Here is a 19,101-nt window from a genome sequence, read left to right as displayed (position 1 = left end):
CAAGGTGTGGCTAAAATGCCATCTTTGACCCCATGCCGACCGTCGGCATGGCTCAAGAACGCGCCATCGGGACGCAGTTTTGTTCACTTCTGACGTGTGACGATTTTCGTGAAACTTATTATTGCCGCTATTTATGTCATCTCCGTCGCGTATGTTCACTTGCGCGGAAAGGTGCGCCACAAATTAGGCCGTCAGTTAAGCGACCACTCGACGTTTCTGGCGCCGGTCAATTGCTTCCTTTATCTGTTCTCCAAAACGCCCAACAAGCCTTATCTCAATCCGGCAGACTTTCCCGACTTGAGCCCTTTGCAGGCTCATTGGGAAGAGATTCGCGCTGAAGGCCAGAATTTGCTCAAGGCCGGGGAGATCAAACGTTCCAATCAGTACGACGACGTTGGTTTCAACTCGTTTTTCAAAAGTGGCTGGAAGCGTTTCTACCTCAAATGGTACGGCGACAGTCACCCGTCCGCCGCAAAGCTCTGCCCGCGCACGACTGAACTGGTGCAAAGCATCGGCTCGATCAAGGCCGCGATGTTCGCCGAACTGCCGCCGGGTTCGAAACTGGTCCGTCACCGCGATCCGTATGCCGGTTCTTACCGTTACCACTTGGGGCTGGAAACGCCGAACGACGCCGGTTGCTACATCAACGTCGATGGTGAGAACTACCATTGGCGCGATGGCGAAGCGGTGATGTTCGATGAGACCTTCATTCATTACGCCGAAAACACCACTGCGCAGAACCGCATCATCCTGTTCTGTGACATCGAGCGGCCGATGAAGTATCGCTGGGCGGCGGCGTTCAACCGTTGGTTCAGCCGTACGGTGATGGCAGCGGCGGGGGCACCGAACGATGCGGGCGACAAGGTCGGTGGCATCAACCGCTTGTTCGCCAGAATCTACAAGATTCGTCTGCGTGGCAAAGCGCTCAAGAAGCGTAACCGTACTCGCTACTACTTGGAGAAATGGGCGGTTTTTGGCGGGTTACTGGCGATTTTTGTTTTGATCTGAGTTTTGCGTTGTGGCGCATGACGCCATCGCGAGCAGGCTCGCTTGTATGGTAGGACTTGAAGGGAGGAGGAGGGACAAGGCTCGATTCTGACTGTTGACGCAGTACAGACCGTGGGAGATTTCGCCCCTCCTCCTTTCACCCAAGCGCCGATAAAGAATGCATCTGGCTAGACCGACGATAGGAACAAGCCTGCGCCTCTGGGTGAGCCCTTCAAGTGCTCAAACCTTATCCCGGAGGAAATCCTGTGGCAATGCCGGTCTCTCTATCAAAACCGATCGTAGGTGTGGATGTCGCCAAGAATGAACTGGTGATTTATCAGTCTGATGGTGATTTTCTTGAAGAGATTCCCAACACCAGAACATCCATCAAGCAGTGGCTGAAGGCGTTGTCGGGGACGGTGGCTATTGCCATTGAGGCGACCAACATTTACCACCTGGACTTCGCTGATCTGGCCTATGAGGCCGGTTGCACGATTTACATGGTGGGAGGCTATGAACTCAAACATTATCGCGAAGGCGTGAAGATCCGTGCCAAAACCGACGCCCTGGATGCCAAGCTGCTGGCTCGTTACCTGAAGAACGAAGCCGAGGAGTTGCGTCCTTGGACCCCGCCCTCACCGCTGTACCGCCAGCTCCTGAGCCTTTTCCGCCGTCGCGCAGCCTTGGTCCAGGCCAGGGTCGGCCTGGTGCAGAGCTGGTCGAATGAACCGCTGCTCAAGGCGGCTTTTGCCGAGCAAGTGAAGTCCATGCAGCAGCTTGAGACGCTGATCGAAAAGACGATCAACGATCAGCTCAAAGAAGCTGGTTTGCTCGGTCAATTGAAGCGCTGCCTGAAAGTTGGGGGTATTGGATTTTTGACTGGGGCCCGCTTGATAACTGCATTTCAGCGAGGAGATTTTAGAAACGCGGATGCATTTATCGCCTTCCTGGGCATGGATTTACGGGTGGCGAAATCAGGACAGAAGGACGCTCGCCGCAGTTTGACCAAGCGCGGCGACCCCGAGGCCCGCCGGCTTCTGCACAATGCAGCGATGTCGGCTAGCCGTACGAAAGCCTGGAAAGGGTATTACGAAGAACAAAGAACGCGGGGTTTCAGCACCACTCAGGCGCTGGTAATGCTGGCTCGCAAGCTGGCTCGGGTCGTATTCGCCCTGCTGAAAGGACAGAGCGAATATCAACCCAAAGCCGGTTGAGGGCTTCCCCTCAACCATAGAATCTCCCACAGTATCCGCATCGAATACAAATTCTGCGAACGCCGCCGAACCTGTGGGAGCGGGCTTGCCCGCGAAGAGGCCGGTATTTTCCCTGCAAAACTTATGGATGTCCCAGGAGGTCAACCGCTAGACCGTTTCGTGGGTTTTTTCTGCGCAGCAGATTTGGCTTTAGTAGCCCCTTTACCGCCGCCCTTGCCACCAAGACTGCGTTTGAGCAGTTCGGTCAGATCGATGACATCGGCGGTTTTACGCACCTCTTCACCCGTCACGGTTTCGACATCTTCGATCTTGCCTTCATTCGCCTTCTTCTCGACCAGCGCCATGATCTTGTCTTCGAAACTGTCGCGGTACTCTTCGGGCGTCCAGTCGGCACTCATGTCCTCCACCAGTCGTTTGGCCATCTCCAGCTCGCCTTTGGCCAGATCCGGCTTGGTCACTTCACTGCCCAGTTCCAGTTGAGCAATGCTGCGCACTTCGGCGGGCCAGCGCAGCATCACCAGCACCATGGCTGATTCCAGCGGCATGAGGGCCGCCAGGTGCTGGCGCGAATGCAACACCACGCGGGCCAGGGCGACCTTATCGGTTTTGCTGAGGGTTTCGCGCAACAGCGCATAGACCTTGCCGCCGCGTTTGTCCGGCGCCAGGTAGTAGGGCGTGTCGATGTTTTGCAGGGGGATTTGCTCGCTGGCGACAAAGGCAAAAATGTCGATGGTTTGGGTCGACAGTGGATGAGCCGAGCGAATCTCCTCTTCACTGAGCACCACGTAACGTCCTTTTTCGTACTCGATCCCTTTGACGATGTGCTCTTGGGTGACTTCCTTGCCGGTGGCCTTGTTGATGCGCTTGTAGCCGACCGGGTCCATGCTGCGGCTGTCGAGCCATTTGAAGTCGATCCCGCGCGAAGACGTCGCTGAAACCAGCGCAACGGGAATGTGCACCAGACCGAAACTGATTGCGCCTTTCCAGATTGCCCGTGCCATCGTCGTGACCTCGTCGTTGATGTTCAGGTGACCTGTGGCCAAGGGCAAAAGTTTCAGTCGGCGGCGGCCCGGTCCTGCGGGCGGATCGGCGGTGCGGTTAACTCGTGTTACATGTTGCGGGGGAGGTTTTAGTTAACAAATCCGAACCCTGGGCGTAGCGTGGCTCTATTCATCCATGAAGCGTGGCATGCTCATTTAGAGAGGTCCTCATGAACCGATGTGTGCTCGGCGTCATCGCGCTGGCATTGAGTGGCGTGCTAAGCCCTTTGGCGCTGGCAGACGCCGCATCGTCGTCTTCGCCCTTGCTGCTGGCGCAGAACCTGCCGGGAAGCAACAACAATCCCTACAACAGCCCGATTCGCCGGGCCAATCCCAACAGCATGCAAGGCACGCAACCCAATATCCCGGTAATCCGCGGGCCAAACACGGTGCCTGTGCCACGACCGCCAACGCTCGATAATGGTGGTATCGGCAACCGCTATCCGCAAGATCGACAGGCTCCCGCCAGCCAACCGAAATTCATTCCCAATCCACCGCCCCGGGACTCGAACCGCAACTACCGTTGAACGGCAGGACAGAGGTCTTGCCAGCCATTTTGACGACAAAAGGAATCGTGCATGTTGCGTAAAACCGTCTTGGCCACCTTCTGTGCCAGCGCATTATTTACAGTCACGGCGCCCGTTTTCGCGGCACCGATACAGGATATGAAAAGCGAGCAGGGCACCCTTGAGCTCACGCCGATCGTTAAAGGTCTGGACCACCCTTGGGCGCTGGCGTTTCTGCCTGACCGCCAAGGGATGCTGGTGACCGAACGGCCCGGCAACCTGCGGCTGGTCAGTGCCGACGGCAAACTCTCGGGTCCGCTCAATGGCGTGCCTCAGGTCTGGGCCAAGGGGCAGGGCGGATTGCTCGATGTGGTGTTGTCGCCCTATTTCAAGCAAGACCGCATGGTCTATCTGTCTTACGCCGAAGGGGGCGGTGAGGGCGGCAAGGCCGGCACGGCAGTCGGTCGCGGACGGTTGTCGGAAGACCTGACGGCGATCAAGGATTTCAGGGTGATCTTCCGTCAGGAGCCCAAGCTTTCCGTCGGCAATCATTTCGGCTCACGACTGGTGTTCGACCGTGACGGTTATCTGTTCATCACCCTGGGCGAGAATAACGACCGGCCCACGGCGCAAGATCTCGACAAGCTGCAAGGCAAGGTCGTGCGGCTCTATCCGGATGGCAAGGTGCCGCAAGACAATCCCTTTGTCGGGCAAAAAGGCGTTCGCCCGGAAATCTGGTCTTACGGCCAACGCAACCCGCAAGGCGCGGCACTCAATCCCTGGAGCGGCACGCTCTGGGAAAACGAGCACGGCCCACGGGGCGGCGACGAGATCAACATCATCGAGCGTGGCAAAAATTATGGCTGGCCGATGGCAACCCACGGCATCAACTATTCTGGCCTGCCGATCCCGGAAGCCAAGGGCGAAACCGCCGAAGGTACCGTGGGCCCGCACCATGTCTGGGAAAAATCCCCCGGCCTCAGCGGCATGGCCTTCTATGACGGCGATCGCTTCAAGGCCTGGCAGCACAACGTGTTTATCGGGGCGCTGGTGAGTCAGGAGCTGATTCGCCTGCAGTTCGAAGGCGACAAGGTTGTTCACGAAGAGCGGTTGCTGGGTGAGCTCAACAAACGGATTCGTGATGTACGGCAGGGGCCGGATGGTTATCTGTATTTGCTGACCGATGAAGATGACGGGGTGCTGTACAAGCTTGGCCTGAAGTAATACGCATAATCTGTGGCGAGGGAGCTTGCTCCCGCTGGGGTGCGAAGCGCCCCCATGCAATCGACTGCTTCGCACTCGAACGGGAGCAAGCTCCCTCGCCACAGGTTTACTCACGCCGATAGAGAATCACCGCAGCCCGCAGCTTGCCTCGTCCGAAACTGCACATTTTGTCGAATTCCCCATGGCTGACCGGCAAGTGCTGGCAGTCGATCGGCTGACGATGCTGGCTGTGATCCACATCCGGATCGTGCAGGTAGACAAACTCTTCATCGCAATCGGTGACGATCACCCAGTGCGGCGCCTTGGAACGGGTCAGGCGATAGCTGCTGATCAATACCAGCGGCTGTCCGCCATCGTGCAGTAACCGTGGCAGATCCAGTGGTCCGCCGATCATTCGTTCCACGTCGGTGGCTTGCAACTGCGCCGTGAACGCCTCGTGTACCAGGCGCATTACGTCTTTTTTATGCGCATCGCGCACGCCGTCGAGAAACAGCGGCCCGGCCATGCTCAGTTGCAGCCGCACCCGAAAGCCACGCCGCCACGCTGCCAGCGCCAGACCTTGAGGGCTGCAGCCACCGTGGCCAGACGTCATGAACACCGTGGTCGCCTCGCGCCAGATTTGCAGTTCTTCACCGCGCTCCAACGCTCGATCGTCTTGCAGCGCGCCCATGGCCATCAGCAGGCAGGCCGGGCCACAGGTGAACTCGGTGGTCTGCGGGTAGTAAGGCACCTTGATGTTGCGTGAATCGCGGTGCTGGAGGATACGTTTTTCCAGGCGCAGCGCGTCGGCATGGTCTTGGTAATAGTCGTGAATCAGCGCAAAACGCCGGTAGCCGTTACGCTCATACAGAGCAATTGCCGTTGGATTGTCGATGCGCACTTCCAGCCGCAGGTAGGCGCAGTCATGCTCAATGGCGCAGGCCTCGACACGTTCGAGCAATTGCTTGCCCAGTCCACTGCCGCGAGCATCAAGGGCTATCGCAATCGAGTACAGGCGCGCCAATGAAGTGCCCCGGTGAAATAGCACCACCGCATAGCCCACCAATTGCTCGCCTCGTTGGGCCACCAGCAGTTGCCCGTGAGCCCGAGTAATCATCCATTGAAAACTGCGACTGTTGAGCCGGTCCGTGGTGAAACATTGCTGTTCGAGTGCCAGCAGTGACGGTATATCTTCAACTACCGCCAAGCGAAAAACAGGATTCATATAACCGCCGTAAAAGTTGCGTAACGAAACGGGACTTTCGAAAAAGTTCGTGCTTAATAGGAAAGGTCTTGTTCTTTAATGGATCAATCACTATGTCAGCGGTACAAGGTCATTGGCGCGAAGTATCTGAGCAAACGTTACCAACAGCAATAACTTCCACAAACTATTTAAATGGCTCGATAAGAACTTCCAGCCAGTTGATGATCATCGTCGAACGCAAGGAAGACTGGGCCTCCTATTTCCCCAGTGAAGACATCGTCACTGCCCAGGAATACCTCGAACAGACCCGCGATAACGAGCAGGGCAAGCGGGTTCAGGTGATTAACCTGTGCCGCAGCTACAAGTACCTCGGGCACGGTTATTACTGCTCGCTGCTGGCCGAAGCGCGGGGGCACAAGGTTATACCGTCGGTGCGGACTATCAGCGAGCTGACTCGAAAATCCCTGTATGGGCTGGCCCTGGATGATCTGGATAAAACCCTGGAAAAGGCCCTCAGCAATCATCTTTACAGCGATACCGAAGGATTTACCCTGACACTGTATTTCGGCAAAACCGCTATCGAGCCATTGCAGGATCTGTCTCGACAGTTGTTCGAGGTTTTTCCTTGTCCGATATTGCTGGTTGAGTTTCGTCGAACTAACGGTTGGCACATCGAAGGTGTAAAGTTTGGCGCCTTGCATAAGTTGCGTGAAGATCAGGAAGATCAATTCGCTAATGCGCTCGACAGTTTCAGTCGCAAGATCTGGCGCATGCCGCGCTCCAGGCGATTGGCCCGTTATGACCTGGCCATTCTGCACGATCCGCAAGAAGCATTGCCACCCTCCAATCCCAAGGCTTTGGACAACTTCGTCAGGGTTGGCAAGACACTAGGTATCGACGTCGAGCTGATTGAACGCAAGGACTACGCCCGAATCGCCGAATACGACGGGCTCCTGATCCGCGAGACAACGAGCGTCGACAACCACACCTACCGCTTCGCCAAAAAGGCCGAGAGCGAAGGTTTGGTGGTGATGGATGACCCGGCGTCGATCCTGCGCTGCACCAACAAGGTTTACCTGACTGATTTGCTCAAGAGCCATCAGCTGGGCATGCCCGCCACTGAAATCCTCTACAAGGAACGACCGGAAGATTTCGAGCGGGTAGGCGAGCGTCTGGGGTTTCCACTGGTGTTGAAGATCCCCGACGGTTGTTTCTCAAAGGGCGTCATCAAGGTCGAAAGCCAGCAAGCCTTGCTTGACGCCACCGCCGAACTGTTCGAACACTCGGTGTTGCTGCTGGCCCAGGAATTTTTCTACACCGAATACGACTGGCGCATTGGCGTGCTCAACCGCAAGCCGATCTTTGCCTGCCAGTACTTCATGTCCAAGGGCCATTGGCAGATCTACAACCACAAAGCCAAAGGCCAGGACATCAACGGCGAATGCCGCACCCTGGCGGTTCACGAAGCGCCGCGAGCGGTGGTTGAACTGGCGGTGAAAACCGCGAATCTCATCGGCGACGGCCTCTACGGCGTCGACCTCAAACAGTCCGGCGACAAAGTGGTGGTGATCGAAGTCAACGACAACCCGAACATGGACGCCGGCATCGAAGACGCCTACTTGCAGGACGATTTGTATTCCCTGGTGCTGGAAGAGTTTGTCCGTCGGCTGGAGCTCAAGCGCCGCGGCCAGGCCTGGTGAGCGGCCGATGATCAAAAGCTTTGAACTGAGCCATGGCGCCCTGCACGCGGTCGAACGGCTGGACGCCGACGTGATGCTGTTCAGCAACCCCGATGCGGCCGAGCGGGATCTGTTGCACAGCCATTTCAAACTCGATGAACACGCTCTGGCCTCAGCCCTGGACCCCGACGAGGTGTCACGCATCGAGTTCCACCCCGACAACCTGTTCCTGATCTGGAAACGCCCGGAAAACTACTCCGGCGGCGGCAGCCTGGCCTTCGAAGTGTCATCCTGCGGCTTGCTGTTTTCCCCGGGGCGTCTGCTGGTGATCGCCACCGACGACTCACCGCTCAGCGGCCTCGGCACGCGGCAGTCACTGAAGACACCACTGGATGTGTTGCTCGACCTGTTGTTCAACAACATTCATCACTATCTGGGGCACCTCAAGGTGATCAAGATGGTTGCCCGGGAGTTGCAGCAAAAATTCAATGCCTCGATGCAGAACCAGCATCTGGTCCAGATGTTCAACCTCAGCGAAAGCCTCATCTATTACATCAACGCCATTCACAGCAACGGCGCGGTCCTGACCCGGCTGCGTAATCATGCGGCGAAGGAACACTTCAGCGCTGAAGCCATCGGTTTGATCGACGATCTGATTATCGAGAACAACCAGTGCTACAAGCAGGCGGAAATCTACTCCACGGTGTTCTCCGGGCTGATCGACGCGCGCGGCAACCTGATGAACAACAGCATGAACAACCTGCTGCGCAAACTGACGCTGATCAACGTGGTGTTTCTGCCGTTGAACCTGGTTGCGAGCATTGGCGGTATGTCCGAGTTCAGCATGATGACCACTGGCACGCCGTGGTGGATTTCCTATCCGTTGTTTCTGACGGCGATGATGCTGGGAGCGGGAGTGATGGTGATTGGCCTCAAGCGCCTGGCGAAGTGACTTCGGCGGCTGTCAGATCGCCTGCAAGTCCGCTCCCACATTTAATCTCTGGTGTTCACAAATTATGTGTTCACGGAAGATCTAATGTGGGAGCGAGCTTGCTCGCGAAGGCAATCTCAACAGCACAACAACTCCTGGATCAGGCCTCTTGAGCTGCCTCGCTAGAGTTTTTCCGCTCCTGAAGCCCCCGCACCACCAGGTACAACAACGGCCCGACCGATACAAAAACCGCCGTCACCACCAGATAGGGAACCACCGACAACCCCGACTGCCCACGCTGGCGCGCATCCTTGTACATCCAGATACCGGCAAGGGTCGCCAACAGGTATAAATCGATCACCACCTGCGCGGTATCGGGCCGCGACATCAGGCTGATGCCGAAGTCGAGCAACGACTGCTCCGCCTGCAGCATCACCGAAACGGTGTAGCCGGCGAAGGCGATCAGGGCGATGAGGGGCAGGGCGACAGACTTCATGGTTTCCTTCCTTGGACGATGAACAGAATCGCCAGTCTACAGCGGCCCTTGAAAATTGGCCATTGACTTGCCATCAGCCTCCGGCTAATTTCCAGCCATGACTTCCACCGTATTGCGCTGCCAGCCAAGCATTATTACCGCCATTCCTTATTTGGCGGGCTAGCTCACGACTGCAGCACCCAACCCGCCCTAGAGGCGGGTTTTTACTTTCTGTCTCTTGGGTTTTGAGCTTACCGGGCGCATGCAACCGGCGTAGGAGCTGCCGACCGCGTAAACCCGGATACCAAGGAGACGACCATGAACAGTACCCCCGCCCAGCAGAGCTTGCTTGAGCACTACGTGAAAAAGATCCTCGCCGCGCCGGTTTACGAACTCGCCGTGCGCACGCCGTTGCAAGCGGCTCCGGCCTTGTCCCAGGCGTTGGGCAATCAGATCCTGCTCAAGCGCGAAGACCTGCAACCGACGTTTTCCTTCAAGATCCGTGGCGCCTACAACAAACTGGTGAACCTGAGCGATGAACACAAGGCTCGCGGCGTAATCACGGCCTCGGCGGGCAATCATGCCCAAGGCGTAGCGTTGGCGGCCCGCGAGCTGGGGATCGGCGCAACCATCGTCATGCCCTGTACGACGCCGGAATTGAAGGTGCTCGGGGTTCGCAGTCGAGGCGCCGAAGCGCTGCTGCACGGCGAGAGTTTTCCGTATGCCCTGGAATACGCGCTGAGCCTGGCACAGCAAACCGGTCGCACCTTTGTCTCGCCCTTCGACGACCCGGACGTGATTGCGGGGCAGGGCACCGTCGCCATGGAAATCCTGCGCCAGCACCAAGGGCCGCTGGACGCGATCTTCGTTCCGGTGGGCGGTGGAGGCTTGATCGCCGGCATTGCCGCGTACATCAAATACCTGCGCCCTGAAGTGCGCATCATCGGCGTCGAGTCGGAACATTCCGCCTGTTTGCAGGCTGCATTACAGGCCGGCGAACGGGTTGTGCTGCCAACCGTCGGCACCTTCGCCGATGGCGTGGCCGTCGCTCAGATCGGCGCCCATGGCTTCGAGGTCTGTCGGTTTTGCGTCGACGAGGTAATGATCGTCAGCAACGACGAACTCTGCGCCGCGATCAAGAATATCTACGACGATACCCGCTCGATCACCGAACCTTCCGGCGCCCTGGCCGTGGCCGGGATCAAGCAGTACGTGGCGCGAACCGGCGCTCGGGGTCAGACCCTGGTGGCCATCGATTCGGGCGCGAACATCAATTTCGACAGTTTGCGGCATGTGGCCGAGCGCGCCGCGTTGAGCGGCGTGTTGGCGTGAGGGCTGGTCCGATTATTCCTGAACGGCTTTCTCGACATGGCTCGACGCCGACCAGACCCGGTAGCGCACTTCGACGTCCTTGGGCACGTAGAGCACGATCGGCAATTTGCTGTTGTAGCGCAGTCTGAAACCGTCACCGACCACCGGCACGAAGTCCTTTTTGCGCTTGCCATCCGGGCAGGCCATCAGCGTGCTCATTGGGCCGGTGACTTTTTCCAGCCGGTAAAACGGATAGCCCCAGCCTTCGAGATTTTTCTCCTCGAGCATGCCGCCCAGGCGCTGACGGTTGCAGTCGACGGAGAGGGTCTTGCCGGCCAGGATCTCGACTTGATAACCGTCTTCCTGTTGTTGCGGGGCGAGGTGAATGACCTGGCGGGTAAAACCGCTCTCAGGCTTGGGATACGGCGCGACGTCTTCGAGGGTTGCGGCGTGGGCTACGGACGACAAAATGGAAACTATCAGCCCGACGGTCGTGTTAAGCGGCAAAGCACCCATGATGCCTCCTTGCGTGTGTGTGGGGTCAGCGGATACTGAATGGATGGGCCGCATTCTCACTGCCGTCCTCAGCCAATGCAAACCCACCATCGGTGGTGTTTGCAAAATGCAGGTCTTGAAGCAGACCTTTCTTGCATTTTGCATTTTGCATTTTGCATTTTGCATGACGCGATGTGTTGCCATTTCTCCCAAAGCCTTGATTTGCCGACGAGGCGCAGGGCGAAATCTCGGGCATGTTTTATGCTGAAGCTGTCTTGAGCTGACCACGATCATTACTGAGTCAGCGCTGAAACAAGAAGACGGTTGGGACGTTGGAACAATGAGGTTCCCCAAGGAAGAAAAACAACGGGCGATTTGAGCTCCGACCGACATTGATTTTTGATTGGCAATCTCACAATACCGAGAGGGTGGCCATGTTTCTTTCTGCCTTGGAACTACGCAATATCATTGAGAGCAGTTTTCTCCCGAAACGCTGCCAATGCACGCTGTCGCCGAACCTGTCGATGACCGTCAAGGTGTATTCGGACGTCGAGACTGACCACCTCGACCTGATCGTCACTGGCATAGACGCCCATCACCTCAACGGGTGCCGGGAAATCAATAATCTGATCGCCGAGTTACGCAGCGACCTTGAGCACAACAGGCGCAGCGAGCTCGAGCTGTTGCACCCGACGTCAAAAGCCCATTAACCGGCCGTTTCACCCAGTTCGACCGATACGCGCCGGGTCTGGATAAACCCCAGACCCAGCGCCAATTCCACCAGGATCGCCAGCAAAATACCCGGCCCGGCATGACCATTGAGCCATTCGCCGAAGCCCAGTGCCGCCAAACCGAAACATCCCACCATAAAGCCGCTGCACATTGCGCTTCGCGCTGCCGAGGGCGGGGCCTGCCGCACCAGATAAAACATCACCCCCAATGCGCCGAACAGCACTGCACTGCGCCGGGCGATAAAGCCCGCCGCGGACGAATACTCGATACTCCAGATCGCCAACAACCCTTGCGGCATCAAACCCCAGACCAGCGCCAGCAGAAAACAAAGTGCGGCGGTGAACGTCGACAGCGTGCGAAACGAGAACTGCATGGCGAATCCTTGCGGCAGTGAGGGAAGCGCCAGAGCTTAGCGCCAGAACCCTCACAGCACTACTGTCAGTTCTGATAGCTGCACGCGTCAGACAGTTTTTGGTACGTAATTTCCGCAGGCTTACCCGATGTGTCGATGTACTTCATGTTGGCCGTCACCACTTGGCATTCCTGCGTTTGCGGTTCAGTCAGGGAAATGACCTTGGCCACCCGCAGTTGCATGCCGTAGTGATAAGGCACGGCCTGGGAGGACGACGTCTCGTTTGCCTGAGCAAGCCCGGCGAACGCGGTGCAGGCGAGGGCGGTGGTTATCAGCAGTGTTCGCGTGTTCATGGTGAATCTCCAGTGCAGAGGGGAAATGAGTTCGACTGAAGAACGTCGAACCTGCCGCACTGGGCGTCAGAGGAGCTGAGGGCGTGCGGTCCAGTAAAGTTTTGGACCATGGGGTTAAGCGATGGTTAACCGGGTTGTATGCCGCCTGTCGCGAGAACGAGTTTCGGCTCTTCCTGACCGCCCCACGCCCCGGCATTCACCAGATTAGCCGGCCGCTCCCCAGCCAAAGCCGCCAACAGATTATCCACCGCACACCGGGCCATCGCCTCCCGCGTCTCATGCGTCGCCGACCCGATGTGCGGCGTCGCCACCACGTTGTTCAACTGCAATAACGGCGAGTCATTGCCCAGCGGCTCACGCTCAAACACATCCAGCCCCGCCGCGCGAATCCGCTTGTGCCGCAACGCCTCGATCAGCGCCTGCTCATCCACCACCTTGCCCCGGGAAATATTGATGAAGATCGTTTCGGGGCGCATCAGGGCGAACTGTTCAGCGCCGATCATCCCTTCGGTTGCAGCGGTCAACGGTAACGTCAGGCAAACGAAATCGGCCTGCTGCAGCAGATCGCTCAAGCTGCGGTATTGCGCGTTGAATCGCTGCTCCACCGCCGGTTTTGGCGAATGGCTGTGATACACAACCGGCATGCCAAAACCGAAATGCCCGCGTTGCGCCAGCGCCTCACCGATCCGCCCCATGCCAATAATGCCCAGCGTCTTGCCGTGTACATCGCTGCCGAAATGCGCCGGGCCGATGTTGCGGCTCCACTGGCCGGCGCGAACCATAGTGGCCAGTTCCACCACGCGTCGGGCGGTGGCCAGGATCAGCGCGAAACCGGTGTCGGCAGTAGTTTCGGTCAACACGTCAGGGGTATTGCTGAGCAGGATCCGGCGCTCGGTCAGGTAATCGATGTCGTAGTTGTCGACGCCGACGGACACGCTGGCAATGGCTTCCAGGTTCGGCGCCAGATCCAGTAACCCGGCGTCCAGTTTGAGACTGGCGCCGAGCAATCCTTGGGCACGGGGCAGGGCCCGGCGCAGTTGCGCCAAGCCCTCTGCGTCGAGGCTGTCGATCAGCGTCACCTCGGTCTGCTCATGCAAGCGAGCCATCAGCAGCGGCGAGAGTTTCTTGTACAGCACAACCTGCTTTTTCATCGTTGTCATCTCTATATCAAATCAAGAATGAGCCACCATCGGCCGCGCCACAGCGACCCGGTCACTGGCGCCGGGCTTGAGGAAAATCGTCAGCACCACCGATAGCAGCAACGCGCCGCTCATCAGCAGATAAGAGGCACCGGGTGATCCGGTGGAGCTGTTCAGGTAACCCACCAGATAAGAGCCGCCAAACGAGCCGAGTGCGCCCATGCTGTTGATCAGTGCCATGGCGCCCCCGGCGACGTTAGCGGGGAGGATTTCCGGGACGATGGCGAAAAAAGGCCCGTACGGGGCGTACATGCAGGCGCCGGCAATCACCAGCAGCGTGTAGGACCACCAGAAATGCTCAGCGCCCAAGGCGTACGAGCCATAGAACGCAATCGAGGCGATCAGCAGCGGTGGCCAAACGAAGCGTTTGCGTTTTTGCAGTTTGTCCGAGCCCCAGGACACCACCAGCATGCCGACCACTGCCGCCAGGTAGGGCAATGCCGACAGCCAACCGGCTTCGATCATGTCCATCTGAGCGCCGGCCTTGAGGATCGACGGCAGCCACAACACGAAACCGTAGACGCCGATGCTCCAGCAGAAAAACTGCAAGGCAAGGATGATTACTTTTGGCGAGCGGAAGGCTTCGGCGTAGTTTTTCACCGCTTTGATGCCGACCTGTTCGGCGGCCAGGGCGCTTTCCAGATCCTGCTTTTCCTGGTCGCTCAGCCACTTGGCCTGAGCCGGACGGTCATCGGCCAGACGCCACCAGATAAATGCCCACAGCACCGCTGGCAAGCCTTCGATGATGAACATCCAGCGCCAGCTGAAATGCTGGATCAGGTAGCCCGAGACCACCGACATCCAGAGCATGGTCACCGGGTTGCCGAGGATCAGGAACGTGTTGGCACGCGAGCGTTCGGCACGGGTGAACCAATGGCACAGGTACACCAGCATCGCCGGCATCACGGCGGCTTCGACCACGCCGAGCATGAAGCGAATCACGATCAGCCAGTAGGCGTTGGAGACGATCCCGGTCAAGGTCGCCAGGCCGCCCCAGAGGATCAGGCTGACGAAAATCAGCTTCTTCACGCTGTGCTTCTGAGCGTAGATCGCGCCCGGAATCTGGAAGAAGAAATAGCCAAGGAAGAACAGTGCGCCGAGCAAGGACGACAGCCCGGGGGTGATCATCAGGTCCGCCGCCATTCCGGAGGCGGCGGCGAATCCATAGTTGGCGCGGTCCAGATACGCCAGGCTGTAGGTGATGAACACGATCGGCATGATGTACCACCAGCGGCGGGTGGCCAGTGTTGCGGTTTTCATAGTGATGCTCCTGAGCTTGTTGTTTTTGTCGCAGCAGGTAACGGTTTTGAATCTTCAGTGACTATGCGGGCCTCTTCGCGAGCAAGCCCGCTCCCACAGGATTGGCGCGAATCCCTGTGGGAGCGGGCTTGCCCGCGATGGCGTCCTCAAACTCGGCGAACATCTCGAGCCTGTTGGGCAACCCCTCCATATCCCCACGGCTCTGCACCGCGCGGCTACCGATCCAGTTGGCACGCTGCACCGCTTGGGCAACGCTGTGGTTTTCCAGCAGGGCGCTGATCAGGCCGACGGCAAACCCGTCGCCGGCGCCGACCGTATCGACCACCGTTTCCACCGGCACGCCTGCAACGAAACCTTCATCCAGATGGGTTCGGTAATACGCACCGGCCGGCCCGAGCTTGATCGCTACGGCTTCAGCACCTTGGTCGAGATAAAACGCCGCGATGTCGGCGGGGGCTTCGAAACCGGTGAGCAAACGCCCTTCGCTCAAACCCGGCAGCACCCAATGGGCGAGGGCGGCGAGGCGGTTGATCTCGCGGATCATCTGTTGTTCGCTGGCCCACAGACTCGGACGCAGGTTGGGGTCAAACGACACGCTGCGCCCGGCATTACGCATGCGGGTCATCAGCTCGAAAGACATTTCCCGGACCGCTTCCGACAGCGCCGGGGGAATGCCCGTGGCGTGCAAGTGCCGAGCCTCGAGCAGTTGCGGGGCAATGGATTGCACCGACAAATGACTGGCGGCCGACCCGCGCCGGAAATACTCGACAACCGGATCGCTGCCATCGTCGCTGCGGGACTTGAGCTGAAAACCGGTGGGGTGCGCCGGATCAATATCAACTTGGCTGCAATTCAGGCCTTCTTTCTCCAGCGTGTCGATCACGAACCGACCCAACGAGTCCGCTCCCACCCGGCTCAGCCAGGCGACGTTAAACCCCAACCGCGACAAACCAATGGCGACATTACTGTCGGCCCCGGCAATGCGCTTGTGGAATTGGCTGACGTCAGCCAGTTCACCGTTCTGCTCGGCGACGAACATCGCCATGGTCTCGCCAAACGACAGAATATCGATCTCAGACATGAGCAGGCTCCTGGCGGGGTTGACCGAGGCGGGCGAGGACGGCGACATGCTCGGCGGTCAACTGCACCAGGTCATCACCTTGCAGCGGATACTCCGCCGCACGCATCACGCCGTGATCCATGTGCCGCAGCAGTTGGCCCCACAGATGCAGGTCGCTGGCAGCCGGCGGCACCGCCACCAGTTTGCCGTCGGCCCGCCGCGCCACGGCTTTGCAATGCACATAGCCGACGTATTGACCAAGCAGCCGCGCGGCACTGGCGGCGGACTGGTCCTGCCATTGCCAGTTACCGATGTCGAAGGTCATTTTGATCGGCAGGTCGTGCTGCTCCACTTTGGCAAAGAAGCGCTGGAACGGTTCGACGCGGCCGCCGTGCAAGGTCTGGTCGTTTTCCACCAGCAGCTGCACCGGGCTCTGTTGCAACACAAGCGCCAGTGTTTGCAGATCGTTGTTGTCGGTGAAATAGCCCAGGGAGACTTTCAGCCATTGGGCGCCGAATGCCTCGGCACGCTCCAGGGTCGGGAGCAGTTCAGGATTGGGGGCCGACTGCCCGGCCAGCCACAATTCCATCGGTGAGGAATAGATGCTTTCCAAGCCCCGTGATTGCGTGGCGCTGGCCAATTGCGTGGGGTCTTCGAGTGTCAGCAGCTCTTCGCGCCATTCAATGTGCGTGGCGCCGGCAGCGGACAGCACCTCAACAAAACTGCCTTGGCCACGTTGGCGGACGAGGTCGGCGCCGTAGCTGGACAGACTGATGGAAACGGGTGGTTTGTTCATTGTTATTCACCTCTGAAACCGGTTTCATTTTTGGTCAAAAAAAATGACTGCTTTAAGGATGTGTTGTTCTTTCAGGCTTCATCGCGGGCAAGCCCGCTCCCACAGGTTTTGTGAACACCACAGATCCCTGCGGGAGCGGGCTTGCCCGATGGGGCCCGAACATTCACCGAAGATTCCCCTGGGTCGACCCTCGAACAATCAACCGCGCCGGAAAATCCAGGTTCCGCACCGGCCCATCATCCCCACGCAGCCGCTTGAGCAAACACTCAAACGCACTCGCACCCATCTCCGCCGTCGGCTGGGCGAGGGCGGTAATCCCGCTCCCCACCAGCGGATACCAATCCAGATCATCAAGGGCAATAAGGCCGACATCGTCAAACAGGTTGCACTTCAACTCACGCAACGAATGAGTACTGGCCAGCGCGGCGATACCGTTGGCGCAAAACAGCGCTTTCGGGCCAAGGCCAGGCGTTTGCAGAAAGTTATCCAAACGAGCGGTCAGATCGCCGCCGGTTTCGACCACAGCCCCCGAAAGCGTCGGACGCTGCTCGATCTGCGCCTTGAAACTGCTGACCCGCTCGATCCGCGAACTGGTGCCGTCATACGGCTCGGTGACCATCAGCACATCGCGATAACCGCGTTCTTCAAGGTGGGCAACGGCCATCTCGATAGCGGCCGGATTATCCAGCCCCACCAGATCGCTCTCGAGCTGCTCGACCTTGCGATCCACCAGCACCATGGGCATTTCCTGATGCAGTTCGCGCAGTTCATCCCGGTGATGGCCGAGGGTGTTCACGATCAAGCCTTCGATGTTGTACGAGCGCAGCAACGCCAGGTGTTGACGCTCTTGCTCGTCATCGCGATCGGTGTTGCACACCACCAGGCTGTAGCCGTGCTGACGGCAAGCGGTTTCCACCCCGTGCATCACGGCAATCGAATAAGGATTACGGATATCGGCCACCAACATGCCGATCAGACGAGTTCGCCCACGTTTCAGGCCGCGGGCCATCTGGTTCGGGCGGTAGCCCAATTCGGCAATCGCCTGCTCGATGCGCAGGGCGATGGCATCGGAGAGGAGGGAGCGGTCATCGCCGATGAAGCGCGAGACGCTGGCCTTGGACACGCCTGCATGTTCGGCGACGTCGAGCATGGTGACGCGGCTGCGTTGGGCGGCGGAGAAGTCGTTCACGGTATGAAACCTTGTTATTGGATTTATGGGTTCGGATACTGGTGATGATGCCATGAAACCGGTTTCAGAAAACAACAGGCAACAGAATACGTCAAGCCCAATGTGTCAGAAGATACGGTAGGAATCCGACCAGCGGTAGCGACACCTGTCAGATCTGACAGTAGGCCAATAAAAAAAATAGGCGCTTAATTTGATTTAACAGTAACCCGAAAAAAAGTGCAGGGGAGAGTATTCATGGCGCTTGGTGAAGTTCTGATTTATGACGCGCCTACAGTGATTGGCGTGGATGAAAATGACCCGCAGGGCCATATTCCGCTTGAACTATTGCAACAGGGTATCAATGTCAGAGTACCCATCTGGCCCAAACCGGCAGGTCCGGGACAAACAGACAGGCTCATTGTCTGGATGGAACGTAATGGTGTTGTGGAGTTTACTTCGACTACTTTGCATCCCGGGCCGGTTACGGAGTCGCAATTCCTCATTCTAATCGGGCCGGGATATTTGATTAATGACGGTGTTGTCGAAGTTCGCTATGAAACGATTAACCACTTTGGTAATCCCCATCCGTCGGCGCCCAGAACACTCACGATTGATCACACACCAGTTCCTGATAATCTTGAAAGAGTGAAGTTTCCCGATGTGAATGATGAGGGCTATCTCAACTGTTCTACTAGCCCAGCCCTCTGGGAATGGGTGAATGTAAAAATCCCACCACTTCCAGACTTTTGCAAAGTTGGTGACGTGTGCCTGGTGGAGTGGTGGGGCTATTTAAGCCTGAATGCCAGCGGCGAGCCAATCCCTGGAACTTATTGGTTCATTCGAAAAACCATCCTGAGTACAGCAGAACTTCGGGACGGCTTTGTGGTGGAGGTCAAGCCTTATACGCCTCATATAGAACCGATGGAGAATAAAGCGTCTGCCAAGGTGATATACACCGTTTATCGTGGCACTCGACCCATTGGGCTTTCAAAGCCGGATTTCGTGAGGATAGATAGAGTCAGGAGTGGAGGGCCATCCTGTGGTCCGGGTGTACCTTGATTGATGTGTAGCAAACAGCAAGGCGTAGGCGCTGTGGAGTAATTTTGTGGTGGCGGCGCAATTAAATACTAAAACGG

The 19,101-nt window shown here is 57.9% G+C and carries 20 protein-coding genes and 1 pseudogene; 9 read left to right on the top strand and 12 right to left on the bottom strand.

The features are described from left to right. Window positions 1–108 precede the first annotated feature (108 nt). Window positions 109–1,008 (top strand): lipid A hydroxylase LpxO, encoded by a 900-nt coding sequence (lpxO, locus tag AB7M26_RS22165; protein ID WP_123496887.1) that lies wholly within the window; start codon window positions 109–111, stop codon window positions 1,006–1,008. 251 nt (window positions 1,009–1,259) lie between these two features. Next, window positions 1,260–2,201: an IS110 family transposase gene (locus tag AB7M26_RS22160; protein ID WP_429388936.1), complete on the top strand. Its 942-nt coding sequence runs from the start codon at window positions 1,260–1,262 to the stop codon at window positions 2,199–2,201. Window positions 2,202–2,341: 140 nt separating this feature from the next. Here AB7M26_RS22160 and ku read toward each other — a convergent pair whose 3' ends face one another. Beyond that, a complete protein-coding gene (gene ku, locus AB7M26_RS22155) occupies window positions 2,342–3,202 on the bottom strand; it encodes a non-homologous end joining protein Ku (RefSeq protein ID WP_123496886.1) in 861 nt (286 codons plus the stop codon). 209 nt (window positions 3,203–3,411) lie between these two features. Between ku and AB7M26_RS22150 the strand changes: the two genes are divergently transcribed. Together AB7M26_RS22150 and AB7M26_RS22145 are read left to right on the top strand one after the other, a co-directional pair. After that, on the top strand, window positions 3,412–3,768 hold the full coding sequence (locus AB7M26_RS22150; RefSeq protein WP_123496723.1) for a hypothetical protein: 357 nt from the start codon (window positions 3,412–3,414) through the stop codon (window positions 3,766–3,768). Between the two features lie 51 nt (window positions 3,769–3,819). Then, the gene (locus AB7M26_RS22145) at window positions 3,820–4,971 is read left to right on the top strand and encodes a PQQ-dependent sugar dehydrogenase (protein ID WP_123496721.1); all 1,152 of its coding nucleotides are present in this window, start codon (window positions 3,820–3,822) and stop codon (window positions 4,969–4,971) included. A gap of 106 nt (window positions 4,972–5,077) precedes the next feature. On the opposite strand, the gene rimI is transcribed toward AB7M26_RS22145, so the two are convergent. Continuing rightward, window positions 5,078–6,175: a ribosomal protein S18-alanine N-acetyltransferase gene (rimI, locus tag AB7M26_RS22140; protein ID WP_123496719.1), complete on the bottom strand. Its 1,098-nt coding sequence runs from the start codon at window positions 6,173–6,175 to the stop codon at window positions 5,078–5,080. Window positions 6,176–6,375: 200 nt separating this feature from the next. On the opposite strand from rimI, the gene AB7M26_RS22135 reads away from it, so the two are divergent. After that, the gene (locus tag AB7M26_RS22135; RefSeq protein ID WP_185022122.1) at window positions 6,376–7,854 is read left to right on the top strand and encodes a RimK family protein; all 1,479 of its coding nucleotides are present in this window, start codon (window positions 6,376–6,378) and stop codon (window positions 7,852–7,854) included. 7 nt (window positions 7,855–7,861) lie between these two features. Next, a complete protein-coding gene (locus tag AB7M26_RS22130; protein WP_429376641.1) occupies window positions 7,862–8,785 on the top strand; it encodes a magnesium transporter CorA family protein in 924 nt (307 codons plus the stop codon). Window positions 8,786–8,924: 139 nt separating this feature from the next. Here AB7M26_RS22130 and AB7M26_RS22125 read toward each other — a convergent pair whose 3' ends face one another. Continuing rightward, the gene (locus AB7M26_RS22125; protein WP_123497073.1) at window positions 8,925–9,260 is read right to left on the bottom strand and encodes a DUF2834 domain-containing protein; all 336 of its coding nucleotides are present in this window, start codon (window positions 9,258–9,260) and stop codon (window positions 8,925–8,927) included. Between the two features lie 297 nt (window positions 9,261–9,557). Between AB7M26_RS22125 and ilvA the strand changes: the two are divergent. After that, window positions 9,558–10,553 (top strand): annotated as a pseudogene (ilvA, locus tag AB7M26_RS22120) (threonine ammonia-lyase, biosynthetic); the annotation flags it as partial. A gap of 30 nt (window positions 10,554–10,583) precedes the next feature. On the opposite strand, the gene eco reads toward ilvA, so the two are convergent. Both eco and AB7M26_RS22110 read right to left on the bottom strand, forming a co-directional pair. Then, the gene (gene eco / locus AB7M26_RS22115; protein WP_123497069.1) at window positions 10,584–11,066 is read right to left on the bottom strand and encodes a serine protease inhibitor ecotin; all 483 of its coding nucleotides are present in this window, start codon (window positions 11,064–11,066) and stop codon (window positions 10,584–10,586) included. A gap of 25 nt (window positions 11,067–11,091) precedes the next feature. Then, window positions 11,092–11,301: a hypothetical protein gene (locus tag AB7M26_RS22110; protein ID WP_429386195.1), complete on the bottom strand. Its 210-nt coding sequence runs from the start codon at window positions 11,299–11,301 to the stop codon at window positions 11,092–11,094. Between the two features lie 178 nt (window positions 11,302–11,479). On the opposite strand from AB7M26_RS22110, the gene AB7M26_RS22105 reads away from it, so the two are divergent. Then, window positions 11,480–11,755, top strand: a complete 276-nt coding sequence (locus AB7M26_RS22105; RefSeq protein WP_123497080.1) for a DUF1652 domain-containing protein — start codon at window positions 11,480–11,482, stop codon at window positions 11,753–11,755. Here AB7M26_RS22105 and AB7M26_RS22100 read toward each other — a convergent pair. The 7 genes from AB7M26_RS22100 to AB7M26_RS22070 form a co-directional block, all read right to left on the bottom strand. Further along, entirely contained in the window at window positions 11,752–12,150 is a 399-nt protein-coding gene (locus tag AB7M26_RS22100; RefSeq protein ID WP_123497067.1) for a hypothetical protein, read from the bottom strand. The two genes, AB7M26_RS22105 and AB7M26_RS22100, sit on opposite strands and share 4 nt — an antisense overlap. A gap of 65 nt (window positions 12,151–12,215) precedes the next feature. After that, the gene (locus AB7M26_RS22095; RefSeq protein ID WP_123497065.1) at window positions 12,216–12,482 is read right to left on the bottom strand and encodes a DUF2790 domain-containing protein; all 267 of its coding nucleotides are present in this window, start codon (window positions 12,480–12,482) and stop codon (window positions 12,216–12,218) included. A gap of 125 nt (window positions 12,483–12,607) precedes the next feature. Next, entirely contained in the window at window positions 12,608–13,633 is a 1,026-nt protein-coding gene (locus tag AB7M26_RS22090) for an NAD(P)-dependent oxidoreductase (RefSeq protein WP_123497063.1), read from the bottom strand. Between the two features lie 21 nt (window positions 13,634–13,654). Continuing rightward, window positions 13,655–14,941 (bottom strand): MFS transporter, encoded by a 1,287-nt coding sequence (locus AB7M26_RS22085; protein WP_123497061.1) that lies wholly within the window; start codon window positions 14,939–14,941, stop codon window positions 13,655–13,657. A 61-nt stretch (window positions 14,942–15,002) separates the two neighbouring features. Continuing rightward, window positions 15,003–16,022, bottom strand: a complete 1,020-nt coding sequence (locus AB7M26_RS22080) for a sugar kinase (protein WP_123497059.1) — start codon at window positions 16,020–16,022, stop codon at window positions 15,003–15,005. Then, window positions 16,015–16,797 (bottom strand): sugar phosphate isomerase/epimerase family protein, encoded by a 783-nt coding sequence (locus AB7M26_RS22075; RefSeq protein WP_123497057.1) that lies wholly within the window; start codon window positions 16,795–16,797, stop codon window positions 16,015–16,017. The genes AB7M26_RS22080 and AB7M26_RS22075 overlap by 8 nt, the downstream gene beginning before the upstream one ends. Before the next feature lie 163 nt (window positions 16,798–16,960). Continuing rightward, window positions 16,961–17,986 carry a LacI family DNA-binding transcriptional regulator gene (locus AB7M26_RS22070; protein WP_123497055.1) on the bottom strand — a complete coding sequence of 342 codons (1,026 nt, stop codon included), beginning with the start codon at window positions 17,984–17,986 and terminating at the stop codon, window positions 16,961–16,963. Window positions 17,987–18,220: 234 nt separating this feature from the next. Between AB7M26_RS22070 and AB7M26_RS22065 the strand changes: the two genes are divergently transcribed. After that, the gene (locus tag AB7M26_RS22065; RefSeq protein ID WP_123497053.1) at window positions 18,221–19,024 is read left to right on the top strand and encodes a hypothetical protein; all 804 of its coding nucleotides are present in this window, start codon (window positions 18,221–18,223) and stop codon (window positions 19,022–19,024) included. Window positions 19,025–19,101 lie beyond the last annotated feature (77 nt).

The sequence above is a fragment of the Pseudomonas sp. F-14 TE3482 genome (genome assembly GCF_053629455.1).
This window is presented reverse-complemented; position numbering and strand designations above follow the sequence as displayed.

Bases quoted from the DNA above. Each gene is read 5' to 3' on its own strand.
- eco (WP_123497069.1), bottom strand. From the start codon at position 11,066: ATGGGTGCTTTGCCGCTTAACACGACCGTCGGGCTGATAGTTTCCATT.
- AB7M26_RS22145 (WP_123496721.1), top strand. From the start codon at position 3,820: ATGTTGCGTAAAACCGTCTTGGCCACCTTCTGTGCCAGCGCATTATTT.
- AB7M26_RS22130 (WP_429376641.1), top strand. From the start codon at position 7,862: ATGATCAAAAGCTTTGAACTGAGCCATGGCGCCCTGCACGCGGTCGAA.
- AB7M26_RS22065 (WP_123497053.1), top strand. From the start codon at position 18,221: ATGGCGCTTGGTGAAGTTCTGATTTATGACGCGCCTACAGTGATTGGC.
- AB7M26_RS22150 (WP_123496723.1), top strand. From the start codon at position 3,412: ATGAACCGATGTGTGCTCGGCGTCATCGCGCTGGCATTGAGTGGCGTG.
- AB7M26_RS22160 (WP_429388936.1), top strand. From the start codon at position 1,260: ATGCCGGTCTCTCTATCAAAACCGATCGTAGGTGTGGATGTCGCCAAG.
- rimI (WP_123496719.1), bottom strand. From the start codon at position 6,175: ATGAATCCTGTTTTTCGCTTGGCGGTAGTTGAAGATATACCGTCACTG.
- AB7M26_RS22105 (WP_123497080.1), top strand. From the start codon at position 11,480: ATGTTTCTTTCTGCCTTGGAACTACGCAATATCATTGAGAGCAGTTTT.
- ku (WP_123496886.1), bottom strand. From the start codon at position 3,202: ATGGCACGGGCAATCTGGAAAGGCGCAATCAGTTTCGGTCTGGTGCAC.
- AB7M26_RS22100 (WP_123497067.1), bottom strand. From the start codon at position 12,150: ATGCAGTTCTCGTTTCGCACGCTGTCGACGTTCACCGCCGCACTTTGT.
- AB7M26_RS22125 (WP_123497073.1), bottom strand. From the start codon at position 9,260: ATGAAGTCTGTCGCCCTGCCCCTCATCGCCCTGATCGCCTTCGCCGGC.
- AB7M26_RS22110 (WP_429386195.1), bottom strand. From the start codon at position 11,301: ATGCCCGAGATTTCGCCCTGCGCCTCGTCGGCAAATCAAGGCTTTGGG.
- AB7M26_RS22075 (WP_123497057.1), bottom strand. From the start codon at position 16,797: ATGAACAAACCACCCGTTTCCATCAGTCTGTCCAGCTACGGCGCCGAC.
- AB7M26_RS22080 (WP_123497059.1), bottom strand. From the start codon at position 16,022: ATGTCTGAGATCGATATTCTGTCGTTTGGCGAGACCATGGCGATGTTC.
- AB7M26_RS22090 (WP_123497063.1), bottom strand. From the start codon at position 13,633: ATGAAAAAGCAGGTTGTGCTGTACAAGAAACTCTCGCCGCTGCTGATG.
- AB7M26_RS22135 (WP_185022122.1), top strand. From the start codon at position 6,376: ATGATCATCGTCGAACGCAAGGAAGACTGGGCCTCCTATTTCCCCAGT.
- AB7M26_RS22085 (WP_123497061.1), bottom strand. From the start codon at position 14,941: ATGAAAACCGCAACACTGGCCACCCGCCGCTGGTGGTACATCATGCCG.
- AB7M26_RS22095 (WP_123497065.1), bottom strand. From the start codon at position 12,482: ATGAACACGCGAACACTGCTGATAACCACCGCCCTCGCCTGCACCGCG.